Origin of the sequence: Streptomyces sp. NPDC057565, assembly GCF_042801455.1 — a bacterium.
GTDB lineage: Bacteria > Actinomycetota > Actinomycetes > Streptomycetales > Streptomycetaceae > Streptomyces > Streptomyces yanii.
The window spans coordinates 1-18,409 of record NZ_JBHVFU010000068.1 but is presented as its reverse complement, the minus strand read 5'-3'; the positions used below and the strand labels follow the sequence as shown (position 1 = coordinate 18,409).

At 70.4% G+C, this 18,409-nt stretch carries 15 protein-coding genes and 1 pseudogene; 7 read left to right on the top strand and 9 right to left on the bottom strand.

The features are described 5' to 3' along the window. Positions 1 to 445: 445 nt before the first annotated feature. A complete protein-coding gene (locus ACFU8W_RS45250) occupies positions 446 to 865 on the bottom strand; it encodes a hypothetical protein (RefSeq protein ID WP_384051035.1) in 420 nt (139 codons plus the stop codon). A 213-nt stretch (positions 866 to 1,078) separates the two neighbouring features. Here ACFU8W_RS45250 and ACFU8W_RS45245 point away from each other — a divergent pair, with 213 nt between their 5' ends. Genes ACFU8W_RS45245 through ACFU8W_RS45230 form a run of 4 tightly spaced genes read left to right on the top strand, consistent with a single transcriptional unit; the run spans position 1,079 to position 9,331 of the window. Next, the gene (locus ACFU8W_RS45245; protein WP_384051032.1) at positions 1,079 to 2,635 is read left to right on the top strand and encodes a TIGR02677 family protein; all 1,557 of its coding nucleotides are present in this window, start codon (positions 1,079 to 1,081) and stop codon (positions 2,633 to 2,635) included. After that, complete coding sequence (locus tag ACFU8W_RS45240) at positions 2,632 to 3,945, top strand: TIGR02678 family protein (RefSeq protein WP_384051029.1); 1,314 nt, start codon at positions 2,632 to 2,634, stop codon at positions 3,943 to 3,945. The genes ACFU8W_RS45245 and ACFU8W_RS45240 overlap by 4 nt, the downstream gene beginning before the upstream one ends. Continuing rightward, positions 3,942 to 8,075, top strand: coding sequence for a TIGR02680 family protein (locus ACFU8W_RS45235; RefSeq protein WP_384051026.1), 4,134 nt, complete (start codon positions 3,942 to 3,944; stop codon positions 8,073 to 8,075). The genes ACFU8W_RS45240 and ACFU8W_RS45235 overlap by 4 nt, the downstream gene beginning before the upstream one ends. Then, positions 8,072 to 9,331, top strand: a complete 1,260-nt coding sequence (locus tag ACFU8W_RS45230; RefSeq protein ID WP_384051023.1) for a TIGR02679 family protein — start codon at positions 8,072 to 8,074, stop codon at positions 9,329 to 9,331. The genes ACFU8W_RS45235 and ACFU8W_RS45230 overlap by 4 nt, the downstream gene beginning before the upstream one ends. Before the next feature lie 520 nt (positions 9,332 to 9,851). On the opposite strand, the gene ACFU8W_RS45225 is transcribed toward ACFU8W_RS45230, so the two are convergent. After that, positions 9,852 to 10,982 (bottom strand): hypothetical protein, encoded by a 1,131-nt coding sequence (locus ACFU8W_RS45225; protein WP_384051020.1) that lies wholly within the window; start codon positions 10,980 to 10,982, stop codon positions 9,852 to 9,854. Between the two features lie 155 nt (positions 10,983 to 11,137). Between ACFU8W_RS45225 and ACFU8W_RS45220 the strand changes: the two genes are divergently transcribed. Further along, on the top strand, positions 11,138 to 11,656 hold the full coding sequence (locus ACFU8W_RS45220; protein ID WP_384051017.1) for a helicase-associated domain-containing protein: 519 nt from the start codon (positions 11,138 to 11,140) through the stop codon (positions 11,654 to 11,656). Positions 11,657 to 11,665: 9 nt separating this feature from the next. On the opposite strand, the gene ACFU8W_RS45215 is transcribed toward ACFU8W_RS45220, so the two are convergent. Both ACFU8W_RS45215 and ACFU8W_RS45210 read right to left on the bottom strand, forming a co-directional pair. Next, positions 11,666 to 12,928 carry a hypothetical protein gene (locus tag ACFU8W_RS45215; protein ID WP_384051014.1) on the bottom strand — a complete coding sequence of 421 codons (1,263 nt, stop codon included), beginning with the start codon at positions 12,926 to 12,928 and terminating at the stop codon, positions 11,666 to 11,668. Between the two features lie 114 nt (positions 12,929 to 13,042). Beyond that, on the bottom strand, positions 13,043 to 13,411 hold the full coding sequence (locus tag ACFU8W_RS45210; protein WP_384051011.1) for a hypothetical protein: 369 nt from the start codon (positions 13,409 to 13,411) through the stop codon (positions 13,043 to 13,045). Between the two features lie 180 nt (positions 13,412 to 13,591). Between ACFU8W_RS45210 and ACFU8W_RS45205 the strand changes: the two genes are divergently transcribed. Beyond that, positions 13,592 to 14,296: a UPF0158 family protein gene (locus tag ACFU8W_RS45205; protein ID WP_384051008.1), complete on the top strand. Its 705-nt coding sequence runs from the start codon at positions 13,592 to 13,594 to the stop codon at positions 14,294 to 14,296. Between the two features lie 11 nt (positions 14,297 to 14,307). On the opposite strand, the gene ACFU8W_RS45200 is transcribed toward ACFU8W_RS45205, so the two are convergent. The 4 genes and pseudogenes from ACFU8W_RS45200 to ACFU8W_RS45185 all read right to left on the bottom strand — a co-directional run. After that, on the bottom strand, positions 14,308 to 14,622 hold the full coding sequence (locus tag ACFU8W_RS45200; RefSeq protein ID WP_384051005.1) for a calcium-binding protein: 315 nt from the start codon (positions 14,620 to 14,622) through the stop codon (positions 14,308 to 14,310). 428 nt (positions 14,623 to 15,050) lie between these two features. After that, a complete protein-coding gene (locus tag ACFU8W_RS45195) occupies positions 15,051 to 15,680 on the bottom strand; it encodes an SMI1/KNR4 family protein (RefSeq protein WP_384051002.1) in 630 nt (209 codons plus the stop codon). Between the two features lie 182 nt (positions 15,681 to 15,862). Next, complete coding sequence (locus ACFU8W_RS45190; RefSeq protein ID WP_384050999.1) at positions 15,863 to 16,060, bottom strand: dehydrogenase; 198 nt, start codon at positions 16,058 to 16,060, stop codon at positions 15,863 to 15,865. 363 nt (positions 16,061 to 16,423) lie between these two features. After that, positions 16,424 to 16,867 (bottom strand): annotated as a pseudogene (locus ACFU8W_RS45185) (IS5 family transposase); the annotation flags it as partial. 362 nt (positions 16,868 to 17,229) lie between these two features. Between ACFU8W_RS45185 and ACFU8W_RS45180 the strand changes: the two are divergent. After that, positions 17,230 to 17,607, top strand: coding sequence for a nuclear transport factor 2 family protein (locus ACFU8W_RS45180; protein ID WP_384050996.1), 378 nt, complete (start codon positions 17,230 to 17,232; stop codon positions 17,605 to 17,607). Positions 17,608 to 17,844: 237 nt separating this feature from the next. Here ACFU8W_RS45180 and ACFU8W_RS45175 read toward each other — a convergent pair. Further along, positions 17,845 to 18,409: helix-turn-helix domain-containing protein (locus tag ACFU8W_RS45175; protein WP_384050993.1), on the bottom strand; the 565-nt coding region annotated here is incomplete at its 5' end.

Sequence of the window (18,409 nt, the reverse complement as noted above, 5' to 3'; positions counted from 1 at the left end):
GCAGCAGCAGTTGGCTGAAGTCGGTGATCCGCCAGCGGCAGGGAGACGCTGGGACGTGGTGGCACGTGTGTGGCATGGTCGTGATCACGGCGAAAGGGTCAGTTCGAGAGGATCAAGCCTCTGAACTGGCCCTTAGTGCTGTGCCCCCGGCAGGATTCGAACCTGCGACACCCGCTTTAGGAGTTCGATTCATGTGCCGCCCGATGGGCTTCACCCGCGTGCGCTCGGACCGTCCGCTACCGCTGAACCTTGCTGCTGTCCATGGCTGTTGATGTCAGGACTGGATGTCAGTGGAACAGCTGTTGGCCGGCTACAGGGCAGCGCTCACGGTGACCGCTGTTCGCCCCTACGACTGGCACGTAGGGGCACGAATGCGTCGAGGAAGTGCCGCTCGGACCAGTTCTCACCCGAGGAAGATCGGGCGGCACAGGCTGGAGGGCCGGCTTCACTGCGGTGCCTCGCCCGCAACCCGGGCCTCGTTCAGTGCGAGGAGTTCGTGAAGGTCGTTGGCGACCATGACCTGCGCGAGGCGGCCGGCGATGGTCACGACGTGGGTCCAGCTCTCGGCGCTTAGGTAATCCATGTCGGTGTCGTTGGGGGCCTCTGCCGAGGCGGCGGTGAGTGCGGCATCAAGCTGCCGTATGAGCGCGACCTCTTCTTCGGTGCGCAGACCGATGCCGAGGTATCGCTCGGGGTGTTCGGCATCGCAGAAGTCGTCGAACAGGGTGTGGCAGACAAGGTCCAGGTTCTCGAACGCGGTCGGATCGAGCCACACGTCACGTTGCCAAGGCGGATTGGCCAACGCCAGCACCGCCGGTACGAGATGGATTCGAGCGCGGGCGGTGATCAGCTGGTCGTCGTCCACCTGGCGGAGTCTAGCGGTCGTGTGTGGCCGACTGGGCTGGTCTGGCATCCGAGGCGCGCAGAGCCTTGTCTACCCGTTCGAAAGCACGGAGCAGGCCTCGTCATGACAGCAATCACAATGATGACAGCGAACCGAGGCCGAGACCCGGGGCCGCCCCCTACCGTGGAGATCGAAGTGCCGCAGGGGTGGCGGAGGAGGAGGGGACGTACCAGCATGCGCAGGGTTCCACCGGAGATGTTCCGGTTCACCACGGGGGAGACGGCCGACCTGAACGGGGCCGTGCTCGAGGCCTTCGGGGTGGCCGGCGAGCACCTGGAGACCGCGCTCGGGCTCGATGGTGTACGGGAGCAGCTGCGTGCGGTGGGCTGGGTCTCGGACCTCGAGGACGAGGAACTACACGAGACGCTGAAACGGCTGGTGAAGTGGGAACTCCTCGACGTGGTCCACAACCACGCCCAGAACTACCGCACGGCCGAGGAGTACGAGCGGCGCAACCTGCACTACTCACTGACCCGCCGGGGCGAGGCCGCGCTCGCCGGGGTGCGACACGCCCTGGAGGTGCTGGCCTCCACAGGGGCGCTGCAGACCGCGGTGCTCGAGGCGATCGCCGACCGGCTCGACGAGCTGACCGTGCTGTCCGGTGAACCCGCCGCGGCCGACCGGCGGGTCTTCAGCACCCTGCGGGAGCTGGAGGGCCATCTGGAGGGCCTGGTGGAGAACACCAAGGCCTTCAACGGCCAGTTGCAGAGGCTCCTTCGCGCCGAAGGCGTGGATTTGGACGTGTTCCGTGAGGTGAAGGCCGCCACCGTCGCGTATCTCCAGGAGTTCCTGGTCAATCTCGACCGGCGCGGCGAGACAGTGGCCGCCGCCGTGGCCCGCGTGGAGGAGCGGGGCATCGCGGTGCTGCGCGAGCGGGCCCTACGCGGTGCCGAGCTGCCTCCGGCACCGGGAGAGGACCCGGCGGCCGGCTGGCTGGAGAGCCGGCGGGCGCGCTGGGCGGGGCTGAGGGCCTGGTTCCTGCCGGACGACGGGGCGCGCCCCCGGATCGAGCAGCTGCACGACATCGCCCGGCGCGCCATCGTCTCCCTCCTACAGGTGCTGGAGCGGATCAACGAGTCCCGGCGCCGCCCCTCCAGCGCCGTGCAGGACTTCCGGGAGCTCGCGCGCTGGTTCGCGGCGGCCCCCGACGAGGAGGACCTGCACCGGCTGTGGTCGGCCGCCTTCGGCCTCGGCCCAGCCCGCCATGCCCACCTCGCCCACCCGGACCCGGAGCTGATCCCCTCGTCCCACTCCTGGTCCGAGGCGCCGCCGGTACAGGTGTCGGCCCTGCTGAGGACCAGCGGACGAACCGAACGCTTCACTCGTACGGCCACGGTGAGGGACGTTGCGGCGGTCAGGGCGGAACGCGCCGAGCGGGCCCGGGCGGAACGAGCGGAGCTGGCGCGCGCCTGGCAGGCGCTGGAGACGGACGGCCCCGTACGGCTCTCCTCCTTCAGCACCCTCGACCCCGCGGCCTTCGACCGTCTCCTCGACCTGCTGGGCCGGGCGCTGGCCGCCCGGCCGGACGCGGGCGGCCAGCGACGGGCCACGACCGGCGACGGCCGGGTGGAGGTGACGCTGTCGCCGCCTCCCGACGGGCGCACCGCCGTACTGCGTACCGTGCAGGGGACGATGGCAGGTCCGGACTACGTCATCCATGTCACGGCCGCGGGCGGGGCGATCGCCTTCCCGGCAGTCCGCGCCGCCACGGGACAGGAGGCCGCAGGATGAGCACCCTGGCCAACCAACTGGCCTCCGCCGAACGGGAGGAAGTCGCCCGCGCCATCCGCCTCCTTCTGGCCCGCCCGCTGCTCACCGAGGCAGCCGACCCGACCGGCTTCGATCTGGTGCGGCGCCGCCGTGACCCGCTGGCTCGTTGGTTCGACTACACCTGCGGCTGGAATCTGGTCGTGGAGCCCCGCCGGGGCTACGCCCGCCTCACCAAGGTCCGTGCCAACCCCGACGGCTCCCGTCCCGCTCGCCGGGCGCGCTCCGGCCGGGCCCCGTTCGACCGCCGACGGTACGTCCTGTTGTGCGTGACCGCTGCGGAGCTGCTGTCGATGCCGATGACGACCATCGGCATGCTCGCCGACCGCGTCGTCCAGGCCATGGCGGCCGACCGCGCGCTGGCGGGGTTCGACCCGGTCCACCGGCCGGAGCGCATGGCGTTCGTCGACGTCCTGAAGCTGCTGGAGTCGTACGACGTGCTGCGTGTTGTGGACGGCGCGACCGAGACGTACGTCGACTCCGCGGAGGCGAAGGTCCTCTACCGCGTGGACAACACGCTGCTCATGCGGCTGCCCGCCGCGCCGGTCGGCGCCTCCCGGCTCGCCGTGCCCCAGGAGGAGGTGCCCGCGCGGTTCGAGGACCTCCTCGCCGGCCTGGTCAGGGAGCGCCGCTACGGAGGCGCTTTTGCCGACGGGACGGCCGACGACACGCATGCCGAGACCGCCGCGACCACGGACGCCCAGCGCAACCTGCGGCTGCGTCACTCGGTGCTGCGCCGCCTCTTCGACGACCCCGTGCTCTACCGGGCCGACCTCGCCGACGACGAGCTCGCTTACGTCACCTCTTTGACCGGACGCCAGATCCTGCGCCGCTCTGTCGAACAGGCCGGTCTCCTCCTGGAGGAACGGGCGGAGGGCTTCCTGCTCGTCGACCCGGACGCCATCGCCACCGACGTCCGCTTCCCCGACGACACCTCCACCGCCCGGGTTGCCGCGTTGCTCCTCCTCGCACCGCTCTGCGCCACGCCCGCGGGCCTGCTGCCCGAGCAGCTGGCCGAGGCCGGAGCGGAGCTGCTGCGCCGCTTCCCGGGCTGGGCCAAGGCGTACCAGTCGGAGGAAGGCCCGGCCCGCCTTGCCGACGACGCCGTACGGATCCTGCTGGACGTCGGCCTGGCAGGCAGGACCCGAGACCGCGTCGTCGCGCGACCCGCCGCGTACCGCTACCGCCTGACGGAGACCACCGGCCCGGCCCCGAAGAACGATCCGGTAGGCGCGACCGCCGCAGGCGGCGCCGGAGAAGGAGACAAGCAGTGAGCGTGACGGAGCTTCCCCTCCAGCGACGGTCCGAGGAGACCATCGAACCGTCACCCGTTCACGAGGCGGACGCCAGCCGCGGACGCTGGCAGCCTCACCGCGCGGGCATCCTCAACGTCTGGCGCTACTACGACGAGACCTTCACCTTCCACCAGGGCCGCCTGCTCCTGCGCGGTCAGAACGGCACCGGCAAGTCCAAGGCCCTGGAACTGCTGCTTCCCTTCCTCTTCGACGCCAGCCTCCGCCCCAACCGCCTCTCCACATTCGGCGGTTCGGAGCGCACGATGCACTGGAACCTGCTCGGCCAGGGAGCGTCCGGCAAGACCCGCGTGGGGTACGTGTGGATGGAGTTCCGCCGCGTCACAGACGACGGCACCGAGCACTGGTTCGGCTGCGGAGCCCGCCTGCACGCGAGCGTTCACACCACCACGGCGCACGCCGACTACTTCACCACCACCGCCCGGATCGCCCACCCCGACGGCGTCCACCTCGTCAACGACACCGGACAACCCCTGACCAAGGCTGCCCTCGCCGAAGCCCTGCGCGACCGCGGCGAGGTGCATCCGTCAGCCACCGATTATCGCACCGTCGTGCGGCGCGAACTCTTCGCCGGCATGGGGGAGCAGCGGTACGAGTCCCTGCTCTCCGCCCTGCTCCAGCTTCGCCAGCCCAAGCTGTCCGAACGGCTCGACCCCTCCCTGCTGTCCACCCTGCTGTCCCGCGCCCTGCCCCCGCTCGGCGAAGGAGAGATCACCGAGCTCGCCGAGGGCTTCGAGCGCCTGGACCGGCAGCGGGAGCACCTTGACCGACTCGACGCCGAGGTGACGGCGGCCGAGAACGTCGCCTCCCGGCAGCGCGCCTACGCCCGCCGGGTCCTGAGGGCCGGCGCGGCAGCGCTGATCTCTGCGACCACCGAGATGGACGACCTCACCCGGGACGCCCGCGTCAGCGCCGAGGAGTACGAGAAGGCGTGTGAGGAGCGCGCCTCGACCCTGACCCTGCGCGAGGAACTGGAACGGCAGGCGCACGCCCTGGACGAGATCGTCGAAGGGCTCCGGGATAGCGACGCCTACCAGAAGGGGGAGGAGCTCGACCGGCTCCGCCGCGGCACCGAGGAACAGGTAGCGGCCGCCGGGGAACTGCGTACCGCCGCCCGGTCCGCCGAGGCCGACGCGCAGGAGGACCGGAAGCACGCCGACGAGCTCGCGCGACACGCCCGCTCGCGCGACGAGCACGCCCGCGCGACCGCGGACGAGGCACACCGCTCGGCCCGGGCCGCAGGCATGGAGTCCATTCACCACGAGGTGAAGACGATCCTCGACGCGGAACGGGAGGCGAAGCCCCTCGACAACGCGACGCCGAACACCCCGGCCAGGATGGGGAGCGGGCGGTCCGACGCTCCTGGCACCGCCGCCCGCCGGCTGCTCCGGGGCGCGGTCACCGCCCGACGGGAGCAGGTCGCCGACATCACCGACGCGATCGACGCGCACGACCGGGCGGTACGCGACCGGGGCACCGCCGAGGGCCTGCTGGACGAGGCCCGCACCCGGCTCGCGGACGCGATCGCCCACCGCGACGCGACCGCCGCCGCCCGGGACGACGCCCTCGCCGCCCAGGCGGAACGGCTGTTCGCCTGGGCCCGGGACTGCACGGAGCTGCGCATCCCCAACCCCGATGAACTGGCCGCCAGGGCGGCGGTCGAGGCAGACGTGCGCGAGCTGGTCGAAACGGTCGCACGACCGCTGGACCAGGAGATCACCACGGAACGGGCCGGAGTCCTCGCCGCACACCAAGGGTTGGAGGAGGAAAGGGACCTGCTCGACGCACGGAGGCTCAAGCTCAGCGGCGAGACCGATCTCCAGCCCGCCGCTCCACCCACCCGCACCACCGTCCGTACGGCCGCGGCAGGCGCGCCGCTGTGGCGGCTGATCGCCTTCCACGAGGACGTCCCGCTCCCCGTACAGGCCGCGGTGGAAGCGGCACTGGAGGCGTCGGGCCTCCTGGACGCCTGGGTCAGCGCCTCCGAAGGGCTCACCCTCCCCGGGCACGACACCCGCGCCGAGGCCGGCCTCGCCACGACCGCCCCCGGCCCCAGCCTGCTGGACGTACTGAGACCCGAGGAGGACATCCCCGTACCGGCCGGCACCGTGACCCGCATCCTCGCCGGCATCGCGTACGGCACCACCCTGCCCGGCAGGCACCCAGCGGCCGTCTCCTCCAACGGCGCCTGGCGCCTCGCACCAGCCACGGGCTCCTGGAGCAAGCCGGAACCCGCCCATATCGGCGCCCTCGCCCGGCAGCGGGCCAAGCAGCGCGAGATCGCCGAACTGACCGAGCGGATCGCCGAGAAGGACGCCTCCCTGACCACCCTCGCCGACCGGCTGCGAGAACTCGACGCCCGCGCCGCCCGGTTGGCAGACGACCGCACCGCCCGGCCCGACCACCGGGAACTCGACGCCCGCCGACGGGACTGGGACCGGGCCGAGGAGAAGGTAGCCGCCCGGGACGACGTGGTGCGCGACGCGACCGCGCATCTGGCCGCACGCGAGGGTGACGTGGCCGGCGCGCTGCGCACACTGAGCCGCAGGGCCGCCGAACATGGACTGCCCACCGACCGCGACCGGCTGCGCGAACTCGGCCGCGACATCGAGAGGTTCCGCGACCTCGCCGACACCTGGACGGACGCCCGCATCGACGCGACCGCAGCCGCTGAAAGGGCCACGGAGACGGCCGCACGGGCGGACCGGTCACACCGTCTCGCCGAGAAGCAGGCCGCCGACGCGGCCGCTGCGGAAACGAAGGCGGCCGGTATGACGGCTCGCCTGAAGGCGGTGGAGGAGACGGTCGGCGCGGACTACCGACAGATCGTCGCGCGCGTTGCGGAGACCCGTGCCGAACGGGTCCGCTGCGGCAAGGAAGCCCGCCGGGCGGCCGAGCTCCTCCTGGGCCTGGAAGGCCGCATCGGAGAGCTGAGGGCCACCAGCAGCCAGGCCGCCGACCGGCAAGAGAAGGCAGTCGAGGCCCGCGACGGCGCGGCGCAGCGGTTCCGGCACCTGTGCCTGGTCGGTCTGGCCGAGGACGCGGGCGTTCGACCCGAACCCGACGCAGGCGACGGCACCAAGGCCACTTTGGAGGCCGCCCGCGCCATGGCGGCTCGGTGGCCCCAGATCCCATACGCCCCGCGCCACCTCGGCGACGCGGCCACTCGCCTCTCCGAGGCCGTCCACGAGGCCCGCCGGCATCTCGGCGTCCGTGCCGACCTGGAGCTGGAGCCCGACGACGACGTCCAGCTCTTCACCGCCACCTTGGAGGGCGTCCGCGTCGGGGCGACCGGCCTGCTCACCACGCTCACCCAGGAGCGCGACCGCAGCCGCGACGACATCAGCACCGCCGAACGGCGCCTCTTCGACCAGATCCTCACGGGTGACATCCGCCGCCACCTCGCCGCCCGCATCCGCCGGGCCGGCGAGCTCGTTGCGCACATGAACGGGCACCTGGAGCAGGTCCGTACCGCCTCCAACGTCGCCGTCCAGCTCGTCTGGGACGTCCACCCGGGCCTCCCTGACAGCACGCGTACCGCGCGCCAGCTGCTCCTGAAGGACCCTGGCCGGGTCACCGAGTCCGACCGGGAGGCCCTGCACGCCTTCTTCCGCGCCCGCATCGAGGAGGCCAAGGGCAGCGACACGGCCGCGAGCTGGGAGGAGCACCTCGGCGAGGTGCTCGACTACACCGCCTGGCACACCTTCACCGTCCGCCTCGACCGGGCGGACGGGAGCGGCTGGCAGCCCCTGACCAAGCGGCTGCACGGCGCGCTCTCCGGCGGGGAGAAGGCCATCGCACTGCACCTGCCACTGTTCGCCGCCGTCGCGGCCCACTACGAGGACGTGCCCCTGGCCCCCCGCCCGATCCTCCTCGACGAGGTCTTCGTCGGCGTCGACACCGTCAACCGCGGACAGGTCTTCGCCCTGCTCACCGCACTCGACCTGGACCTCATGATCACCTCCGACCACGAGTGGGGGAACTACAGGGAGCTGCCCGGCCTCGCCGTCCACCAGCTCCTGACCGACGCAGACGACGCCGTCACCAGCGCGCGCTTCGTCTGGAACGGCACCGGAATGGAGGAAGGATGACCCCGCAAGACCACTCCTTGCCGGGCGAGGCGACGCTCCGCCGCCCCGAACTCCACCCCCTCTGGCAGACCGCCCACGGCTGTCTCTCCTCCGGCCGCCCTGTCGCACGGATACGCCTCGGACCGCTGGACGAGACCCAGCGGGAGGCCCTCGCCGACCTCCTCGGCCTGGACCGCCTGCCGGACCCTCGACCCTCCGTCGCCCTGGCCCGCCTGGAGGAGGCCGTCACCGAACTCTCCGGCCGCACTGTACGAGAAGTTGTCGCCGAACTCATCGGTCCACTCGGCGACAGAGCCGGTGAACGCCGCCGCCAGCAGGACGATCGCGCCGGGCTCTGGACCTGGCTGGCTGGTCAGGACACGATACGGGCGCAGCCGGTGCTTGCCGACTGGGCTGCGTCCTGTCGAGCCGCAGGACTGGTCGGCGGCTCGGTGGAACGGACCCGCACGCTGCTCACCGACGCGCTCAAGGTGCTGGCCGAACTCCCTGGCCAGGCCGACCCCCTGCCCGTCTTCGCCGCCCGGGTCCTGAACGGTCACGCGCACGCTCTCGACGACGGCACACCTCTTTCCACGCTCGTCCTGCGTGCCCTGGCGACACTGAACGACACCGCCCCGCCGCAGTCCGCGGCGGAACGGCGCGCCCTGTGGACCCGCGCCGGCGTCGCCGACGACGAGCTGTCCTCCACCGTCGTCGCCGGCGGACTGCGCCCCGCCGGCGACGGCCTTCCCGCCCGTGTGGCCCGCCTGTGCACCGAGGCCGGTCAGGCCGCCAGCCTGACCCTTGCCCACGTCCGGAACCCGGGCGAGTTCACCTTGCCCGCTGCCCTTGCCCCACATGTCGTCCACGTTGTGGAGAACCCCAGCATCCTGGCCCTCGCCCTCCGCCGCTTCGGCCCCGACTGCCCGCCGCTCGTCTGCACGTCCGGCTGGCCCAACAGCGCCGCGATCCAGCTCCTGCGCCTACTCGTCGACCGGGGCGCCACACTTCGTTACCACGGCGACTTCGACGGCGAGGGCATCCGCATCGCCGCGTACGTCCTGGACAAGACACGGGCGCATCCCTGGCGTATGACGGCAGCGGACTACCAAGCCGCGGTCGTCCGCAACCCACACGGACCGCACCCCGGACGACTCACCGAAGCGCCGTGGGATCCTGAGCTGGCCGAAGCCATGGCAGAGCATGGCACCGCCGTGGTTGAGGAGCTGGTGGCCGGTGTGCTGTTGGAAGACCTCGCTGCTGTGGCACGGCCGTAGTGCTCCCCTGGTCGTTTGTGACGCTCATCTGACGCTCCAGGCGTCTGAAAGGGTGCTCGGAGCGACCGCATACCTGCGCTGACCTGAGGTTATGTTGCTTCCTGGCTTACGCGACACCTTTTCGATGACGCACCATGTGGAGTGCGTCGCGATCCTTGAACCGGCCGTGAAGGGCTCCTGGCCTGCGGTTTTGTGTGTGCGCATTATGTGCGGTGTGGGTGTTACGGGCGATATCTTGACGCTGAAATGACGCTCGTGACGCTCATTTGACGCTCGTTCTGATGGGGTGTCAGGTGGTTTTGGGTTGCAGAGTGCGGGGCTCGGGTGAGGGGGAGAAGCGCCTGAACGATCTGCTGCGAACCACGCGGCAAACTGTCTCGGAAAGAGACGGCGAGGAGTCACGATGCGGTGACCGTGGAGACCGGCGCTCCATGGGGCCGTGCGCGTTCCGGCGCTCACGCTGTCTCCCCGAGGTGGGGAGGGTGCGGTTCGGCCCGATCGGTGCCAGGGAGGAGGGGTCCTATCGGAGGCCGTGGCGGTCGAGGCGGTGGATGAGGCCGGTGCGGCGTTGATTGTCCTCGCGAAGGTGGGTCAGCCGCTGGCGGAAGTCCGTGTCCTGCCCGGTGTGGGAGTAGGCGTCGCGCAGTTCCGCGAGGAGGGCGACGGCCTGGTCGTAGGCGCTGGTCTTCTTGGTGGCGATGTGCGCCTCGATCTTCTGCCAGGCTGATTCGGCCTCGCTCGCGAGGGCGGTCAGGCGCTGGGCGCGGGCGGTGGTCCGTTCGTGTTCGGCGCGCTTCTGGCGTTCGGCGCGCCGTGTGTGGGCGGAGTCCAGGAGTTGGGCGGCGGAGCGGCGCCCGGGGGCCGTGGTGGGTGTGTCGGCGCCGTGCAGGCGGTGCAGGAGTTCGGTGCGCAGCCCGGGCTCCGGGCCGAGGGCGAGCCGCAGCAGCAGAGCGTCCTTCTCCTTCTGGGGCATTGAGGCGATCAGCGGGGCGAGTTCCTTCTTCGTGGGCCTGGCCGGTTTCTCGGGCGCGGCGGGACTGGCCTGGGCCGCGACTGTCAGCAGGTCGTCGTCCACGCGCAGGAAGTCTGCGAGCGCGCTCTGCGGGGCGGTCAGTTCGCCGAGCCCGGCCGGGACGGGCGGCTCCGGGGAGGTCTGGTACTCCTCTTCGTCGTCGTCCTCGAGTTCCCAGGCGGTGAGCGCGGAGAGCCAGGCGAGGTAGAGGGGGCGCAGGTCGCCGGTGGCGAGTTCGTCGCGGACGCCGAGGAGGGCGGCCAGGGAGTCGTCGGCGCCCTCGATCCAGTCGCCGCCTTCGTCGTCGCTGGTGAGGTCGAGCAGGAGGTGGGTGCGGGTGGTCCAGGCGTCGACGTGGTGGTCGAGGCAGTACGGCTTCACCGTGGGCAGAGCCAGGGTCTGTCTGGGCAGGCGGAGCATCAGACGGTGGGTGCCCCAGTTGGTGACGTACAGGTGCGCGTCGAAGCAGCGCTCGACCATACGGCGCGGATTCCCGCTCAGGTCACCCCAGTTGTAGGTGTTGGTGAAGCTGGTCGCGGTGATCCGGGCCCGGGTGGAGATGGCCCGCAGTTGTTCCTGTTCCTCGCGGCTGAGCGGCCGGTCGAGGGCCTGGAACTCGTAGTACTGGTACTCGCTCACATGGCGGACCCTACCGCTGCCGCGGGTGGGTGCGGGTGGGGAACGGCAGCGGTGGTGGAGCAGGCCCGGGACGACTTCCGCCACATGTGGGGCGCCGACTGGCTTCAGCGGCTCAGCCGCTACGACGGGCTGCTCGCCGTCCGGCTGAACTCGGGGTGTACGCGACGGGGCGCGCCGACGACTACCAGCCGGGTCCGGCACTCGCTGTCGGGGCGCAGAGCCCGGTCAGGGTCCTGCCGAACTTCGACGTCGTGGCACTCGACGGCCTGGCCCCGGCCGCGGCGCTGCTGCTCGACGCGTTCGCGACCCGGTCCGCCGACCATGTCTGGACGCTGTCCACCGTCTCCCTGCTGAAGGCCCTCCACGCAGGCCGCGGCCTGGAGGAACTGCGCCGCTTCCTGACCGGGAGCAGCCCGGGAGAGGAACTGCCGCAGACCGTCACAGCTTTGCTGGCCGACGCCGCCTCCCGCACCGAAAAGGTACGGGATCTGGGCACGTGTCACCTGCTGGAGTGCGTGGACGAGGTACAGGCCGTGGTGATCGCGAAGGACCGCAGGGCGGGCGCGCTGTGCTTCCGGGTCGGCCCGAGGCACCTCATGGTGGCTCCCGACGATCTCCCGGCCTTCCGCACCGCGCTGCTGAAACTCGGCTGCGTCCTGCCCGCCCGCCCCTGAGCGGAAGGTTCACGCCCAGGGCGCGGTCCGCGGGGCGTGGGCACGTGCTCGGAGCGCGGTGAGGGCGGCGGCTCGGCCGGTGGGGGTGAGGGAGAGGGTGGAGCGGCGGCGGTCGCGGTACGCCAGGAAGCCCAGGGCCTCGCCGGGACGCAGCCACTGCCACAGGAAGTGGCGGGTGTCGTCGGGCCGTGGGGCGCTGCCGTCGGCGAGGGTGAACGCCTCGGCGGCCAGGGTGTGCACGGCGGCGGTGACGTCGTCGAGCGTGAGCTCCCCGTCGAGCAGGGCTGCGGCGGCGGCTTCGGCGAGCTCGGCTCGGACGCCGTCGCCGAACCAGGCGTGGGCCGCGGTGGCCTGCAACAGGGCCGGGTCGGCGAGGTGCTGTCGGCCACGGGCGGTCAGGGCGAGCTTGCGGTGCCGCTTGGCGAGCAGCCGCGCCGCACGGGCGAGTTCGTGCAGTTCGGCGAGGCGGACGACGTCGTACTCGGTGCGCGGCACCATGCCGGGCAGATACCAGTCGTAGCGTTCGGCGGCCTCGATGACCAGGGCGCGCGGCAGGTAGCCGGCCTGGGTCAGCGTCACTCCGTCGCCGACCGACTCCAGTAGCCAGCGCAGGGGTTCGGCCGTGTCGGCGGGTGCCTCAGGCGCCACGCTCAGCAGGTCCGTTACGGTGCCGCGCAGTCGGCGTCGAGCGGCGGGCGGGGCCTCGGCCCAGGTGCGGCGGCGCTCGCTGTGGACGGCGTTCAGCGGGGTACGGCCGTCGTGCGCGGGGTGCGGGGTGGTGAGCCAGCGCTCCAGACGTTTGATGCGGGCGGCGGCGTAACCCCGGGCGCCGGGCATCAGGGCGCCGTCGTCCAGCGCCTGCTCCAGCAGCCGCGAGGCGTTGCTGCGGGCGACAGCCTCGTCGATGCCCATCACCGGCCCCCAGGTGAGCAGGGCGGTGTCCGGCGGGGTCACTGGGGAAGCGTCCACCGCCCGCCGGTAGGCGGCTCGCCCCTGATCGGGCGAGTGCTGCCACGCGTCGAGGATCTCGCGGGTGACCTTCGACGTGCAGACGGCCGCGGTCCGGGGTCTGTCGGCGTCCTGGAGGAGTTCGGCCAAGGCGGTGAGGATGTGCGGGTATTCGGCGGGCTCGGCCATCCACTTGACGGGCAGCTCGTACCAGCAGAACCGCTCTACATCCTCCTGGGCAAGCGAGCCGGCCGGGCCGCCGTCCGGCAGCAGCCAGCCCAGCAGCCGGTCCCGCACCTCGCTCGAGTCGTCGGCGCGCGTCATAGGTGTCCTTCCCTATCGAGTTCCCGGTCGAGTTCGATGGTCCGGCGCCGTACCCGGTCCCGGTGGAACCCCGGTCGGTCCGCCGCCCGGAGAACGGCACGGGCGATCGCGGCGTCACCCTGCTGCAGGACGCAGGAGACCAGGGCCTCCAGCGGCTGCCCGGGCGCGGAAGTCCCAGCGGGCAGAGACGTACTCGCTGTGCAGCGCGCAGGCCAGAGTCTCCACCAGGTCCAGGTCGGCCCGACCCTCCAGAGCCTGCTTCCACATCTTGGCACGGGCCCGGGCGATGATCTTCGGATCATGCGCAGCGCCTCCAGCCAGCTCGGCCGCACCGAGCTCGTCCGCCGCAAGACGCTCCCGTAAATCCAGCAGATGACTCCACAACGGCTCCAGACACACCCCGCGCACCACCCCGTCCGACTGCCCCCGCGTCAGCCGTGTATCGAAGTCGTCCCAGTGTCGCCGCCGCAGTCCACCACGCACGCCACGGCGAACCACACGTCCCAGTGCGACCACTCGCCAGACGGTGCCGGATGAGGCCACGGCTCCGGGCCGAACGTCGGTGGCCTGTGTCGGGGAGAGGACTTGTCCGCCGTGCTCACCAGCGCATTGTCGCACCGAAGACGATGGCGCTCGCAGCGCGCCTCGGCGTAGCCTCGCGGCATGACCGAGGCATGGACCGACCACGCGTTGAAGGCGCTCCGCGCAGCCTGCCACACCGCGGACGGCCCCTCCCTGCTTGCCCTGCTGCATACGCATGACCCCGCCAGCGTGCTGCAGCAGTGCGGAGACGCACTCACCGCAGCCGTCTTTCGGGGCATGCCCGGTGGCCGGGAGACGGCGATCGCGTGCACGTCCACCCTGCGTGAACGGGGCTGGCCCGGCGACGAGGTCCTCGCCGAACAACTCGACACGGTGGGCGGCGGTGCCGTCTTGGTGCTGAGGCCGCTGCCGGTCGATCTGGAGGAACTCTCCGGTCTGCTCGAAGGCGACCCGGCCTGGGGCGGTGGCCGCATCGACCTGGACACCGGCGAGTGCCAGCCCGCCCTCGCGGACACCGAGGAGTCATGGGACGAGGACGAACCGGAAAGCACCGAGCGGTGGCTCCATGTCCCGTGCGCCGGATCACGCGATGCCTACCGTGACATGGAGGACTTCATCTCCACCCTCGACGACCAGGACCTCGCCCGGTTCCTCGGCATCGCGATCCAGGGCCCAGGAGCCTTCCGCCGTTTCAAGGACATGCTGGCCACCTCACCGGCACAGCTGCGGCGGTACTGGTTGTTCGCCGCGGAACGGCAGTACGGCCGGGCTCGAGCCTGGCTCGCCGATCAGGGCTACCGGCCCGCGCCACCAGGCGGTCATTGATCCGGGCGCGCTTACGGTCCCCAGTACCGGTACGCCTCGATCCACTCGGCCCCCTCGGGCGCCGGGTCCGGCAACGGAAGGTCGAGAATGCCGATCGCCTGCCGATGCCTGCCTCGCGTACAGACCGCCACGATCTGACTGCTGGGCAGCAGGCCCACCTTCTTCACGGTGACCTCGACCCCGAGAACGACCGTCTTGAACGGGACGGCCAGATGCTCGGAGAGCATCGTGTAGAGGCCCGTGAGCTGCTCCTCGTCGTCGTAGGCGTCCACGGTGGCCTGCTCGACCAGCTCATCGAGTTCCGCTTCACTCAGCTCCCCGGCCACAGGGAACACGGTACCGGCGGAGCCCGCAGTTCCCCTCCCTCGATCAATCGCCGGCCGCTCCGACCTGGGCCACGATGGTTGTTCCTCCCGCCCCGGCGTGCTGCCTGGTAGCGCGTACCCACTTCCCAGCACCCGTCACGGGTTGGCGCGGAAAGGGCCGCCGACTGCACGGGGCGATCAGGCGCAGACTCCCCGTTCGCGACACCTACCGATGACCTCCGGGGCTCATGGCCTTGACAGGGGACCAGCCATGTTCTGGATGCCCCCGTAACTCGAACCTGCGGCCAAGCGCTTAGAAGGCGCTGGGTTCTTCGACGGGTGATTGGCCCCTGACCTGGGCAAAGAGTGAGGCTGACGGAGAGGTTACCGGCAACGTCGACACGCATTCGACAAGCGCCCTGGCTTACCGGCCTTGCAGCACCTGGGCTTCACCAGCCGCCTCGGAAACGCCGGTACTCGTCGTTCATCAAGTCCCAGAAGGACTGGTAGCGGACTGCGCCGGGCAGCCAATGGGCGACGAACCAGGCTTCCCACTCGCCGTCTGCCGTGACCACGCACGGGTTGAGGAGATAGACCTCGGTGGCCTCGGGTGTGTGGCTGATCTTCAGGGTGTGCGGCACGTACTCGGGGCGTAGCAAGTAGGGGGCCTGGGCCTCGCCGTAGACGAAGTACTCCTCGTCAGCGACCCGTGCGCCAGCCCGGTCTGCCTCAGTCCAGACCGTCACGAGATCGGGCTCAAGGTCGCGGGTCCATCCGACCTCATGGGCCGACAGGATCCGCTCGATGTCGGAGGTCGTGTTGAGCCAGCCATCGCTCGTCAGCAAGAACTGCCGGTAGCTCGCCGGCAATACAGTGCCCAGGCGGTCCTCAAGCGCGCCGACCTCTTCGAGGTTGGCACCCGCCCGACCCAGCCAACGGGCCCTGCGCACGTCCTCGGAAAACGACTCGGCCCGTTCCTGCTCGTACAACACCGGATCGAGCCACTCGTCACTCCAGCGCTGTAGCAACTCCCGCCAGGCGTAGGACTGCTCACCATATTGGCCTCGTATGTCGCTCACAGCAGCAGATTAGAGGCCGGCGGCGGCAGGCCTCGAACGGTCCCTGTCACCCAGGTGGGCTGACATCCGCTTTAGGAGTTCGATCCACCCGCTGTCTGTCGGGCTCCACCCGTGCATACTCGGGCCATTCGCGACTGCTGAACGCTGCGGCTGTCCGTAGTCGTTGATGTCAACGCTGGATGTCAGCGGAACAGCTCCGGCATTGGGGAGACCTCCAACGGTTCATCCGGTCGGTCGGCCCATTTCCACCACACATGGCGGCTGTTGCATTTCCACAGCGCACGGCACGTCCGCTTACCGTCGTCCTCCCGCACACAGAGCACGAATCCGCCGAACTGCATGGCTTGGCTGCACTCAGGGCAGGTTGGGGCGTCGGTCATGCTGCGCACCTTAAAGGCGATTGACATCGATGAAGGTGAGTACGCAGCGGTGTACTCACCGGACGGTGGCGTGTTGGCGCTGACTGCCCCCGAAGGCCCAGAAGGATCGGTCGTTCTGGCCAGGACCGGCAGCGTGGACCTGGGGGATCTGGAGCGGAGAGTGGCCCGCTACTGGCGCCGCCACCAGACAGGTCAGCCCCCACGTGACCCGCTGCAAACAGCGCGGATTCTGATCGAGAGGGACAACAAGCCCCGCTGGGGATGGCTGGGACGGGTCACCGGCCTGCGGCGACGCGACAATGCTGGGACCGAACCAACACCCTCGCCTCGCAATGACCTCACCGCGCAAGGCGACGATAGCCCGATGAGGGCTGCGGCTATGCCGACGAATGCGAGGAAGTGTTCCGCTTTGCGCTCGTAGCGGCGATGCAGGCGGCGGCAGCCTGCCAGCCAGGAGACCGTCCTCTCCACGACCCAGCGGTGGCGGCCCAGCCGTTGCGAGGACTCGATGCCTTTACGGGCGATGGGGTGGCGTATGCCTCTCCTGCTCAGCCATCGGCGCAGGTGGTCATAGTCGTATCCCTTGTCGGCGTGGAGTGTGACTGGGCGTCGGTGGCGCGGTCCTCGCTGGGAGCGGATGGGCGGGATGCCGCGCACGAGCGGTTGCAGACTGAGACTGTCGTGTATGTTGGCGCCGGAGATGCCCAGCGACAGGGGCAGCCCGTTCCGGTCGGTGAGCAGGGGGATTTTCGATCCACTCGTACCGCGGTCGGTCGGATTCGGTCCGGTCAGTTGCCCCCGAGGCGCAGGCAGACCAGGGTGGCCAGCAGTCGGTCGGCGAAGACCAGCCGTTGCTTGCGCCCCGCGCCCACGGCGCGCCGCCGGGCGCCACCACGTCGCTCACACAGTGCGGACTCGCGGGTCGCTTTTCACTTGGGTGCGAGTTCTTCGAGCAGCTCGCCGAGGTGTGCGCGAGAGACTCCGCACAGGGCAGGATGGGAGCAGGCCGTACGGGCCCAGGTCAGCTTCACAACTTACCCAATCCGTACGGCCCTTCTCATGTCACGGACCAAGCCCACCCGCATTGCCCTCAAGGTCGTAACGACCTCGGGAACGATCGACTCGCCGTTGGTGAGGCTTCTGTCAGACCGGTGTGGGAGGCTCCGTCGATGGAACCTTCAAAGGTGATTGAGACACTGTGGGACCGGATCCAGGCTCGGGACTGGGCAGGCGTCGCCGAGTTGATCGCGGAGGATGTCGTTGTCGAGTGGCCGATCAGCCTCGAACGCATCATCGGCCGGGAAAACTTCGTCGCGGTGAACCGTGAATATCCGGAGGGCTGGTCGATTCGGGTGCTCAAGGTGGTGGCCGAGGGCGACGAAGTCGTCTCCGAGGTCGAAGTGCCACACGACAGTCTTGGCGTCTTCCGCGCGGCATCGTTCTGGACTGTCCGTGACGGGCAGGTCGTCCGTGGGACGGAGTACTGGACGAGCCTGGGAACGGACCCGCAGCCTGAATGGCGGGCTGCCCTCGTCGAACCGATGTAGTGCGGCGGGCACCTCTGAGCCCCGACCTCTATGGCTCCCAAGGTCGTAAGTGGCCAGTCTGCTTGCCGCGCGGTCGGTGTAGCGGCTTTTGGGCTCGAGTTTCAATGATCGAGTCAAGGGCGCATGCGGCAATCGATCAGTTCTTCCTCAACAGTGCTTCACTGATGAGCACCTGCGGCGGTACCCGAAGCACCGTCTCTGAGTAGGGGAAGAGCCGTCGTCGACTGTCGTCATCTGTCATCGTTGAGCACCCCCGCACGGCCCAGAGGCGGCCCGAGCGGGGGTGTCGCGGTGCGCCCCCTCTTGGACCACAAAGCTCCGCTGCGAGGGCTGACTGGCGCGGAAGCCGGAGTCGGTGATGAAGATCCAGGAGCGGTGCTGCCAGGGCTTGAGGGCGTCCCGCGTCAGCCAGCGGCGCGCGGTGGAGGCCGACAGGAAAGGCGCGATGCCGCGCTCGACCGCCTCGCGGGCCAGCTCCGGGCACGACCAGCGGGACAGCGGCACGCCGGTCTCGGCGGGCAACTGGCAGGCCAGCGCCGCGACCTGAGCCGTCTGCAGTGCGGTGAAGGAGGGCGGGCGGCCGGTGCGCTTGCGGTCCGCTAGGCCGGGCAGCCTCTTCTCAGCGAAGCGGCCCCGCCACCTGCGCACGGTGTCTACGTGCACACCGACCCGCTCCGCTATTCGAGCGTTGGCCAGCCCGCGTGCCGCGTGCAGGACGATTTGGGCGCGGAGGTGCAGCTGGTACTCGGTCTTGTGGCCCCAGGCCATCTTCTTCAGCCGGTGCCGCTCGCTGGCAGCCAGG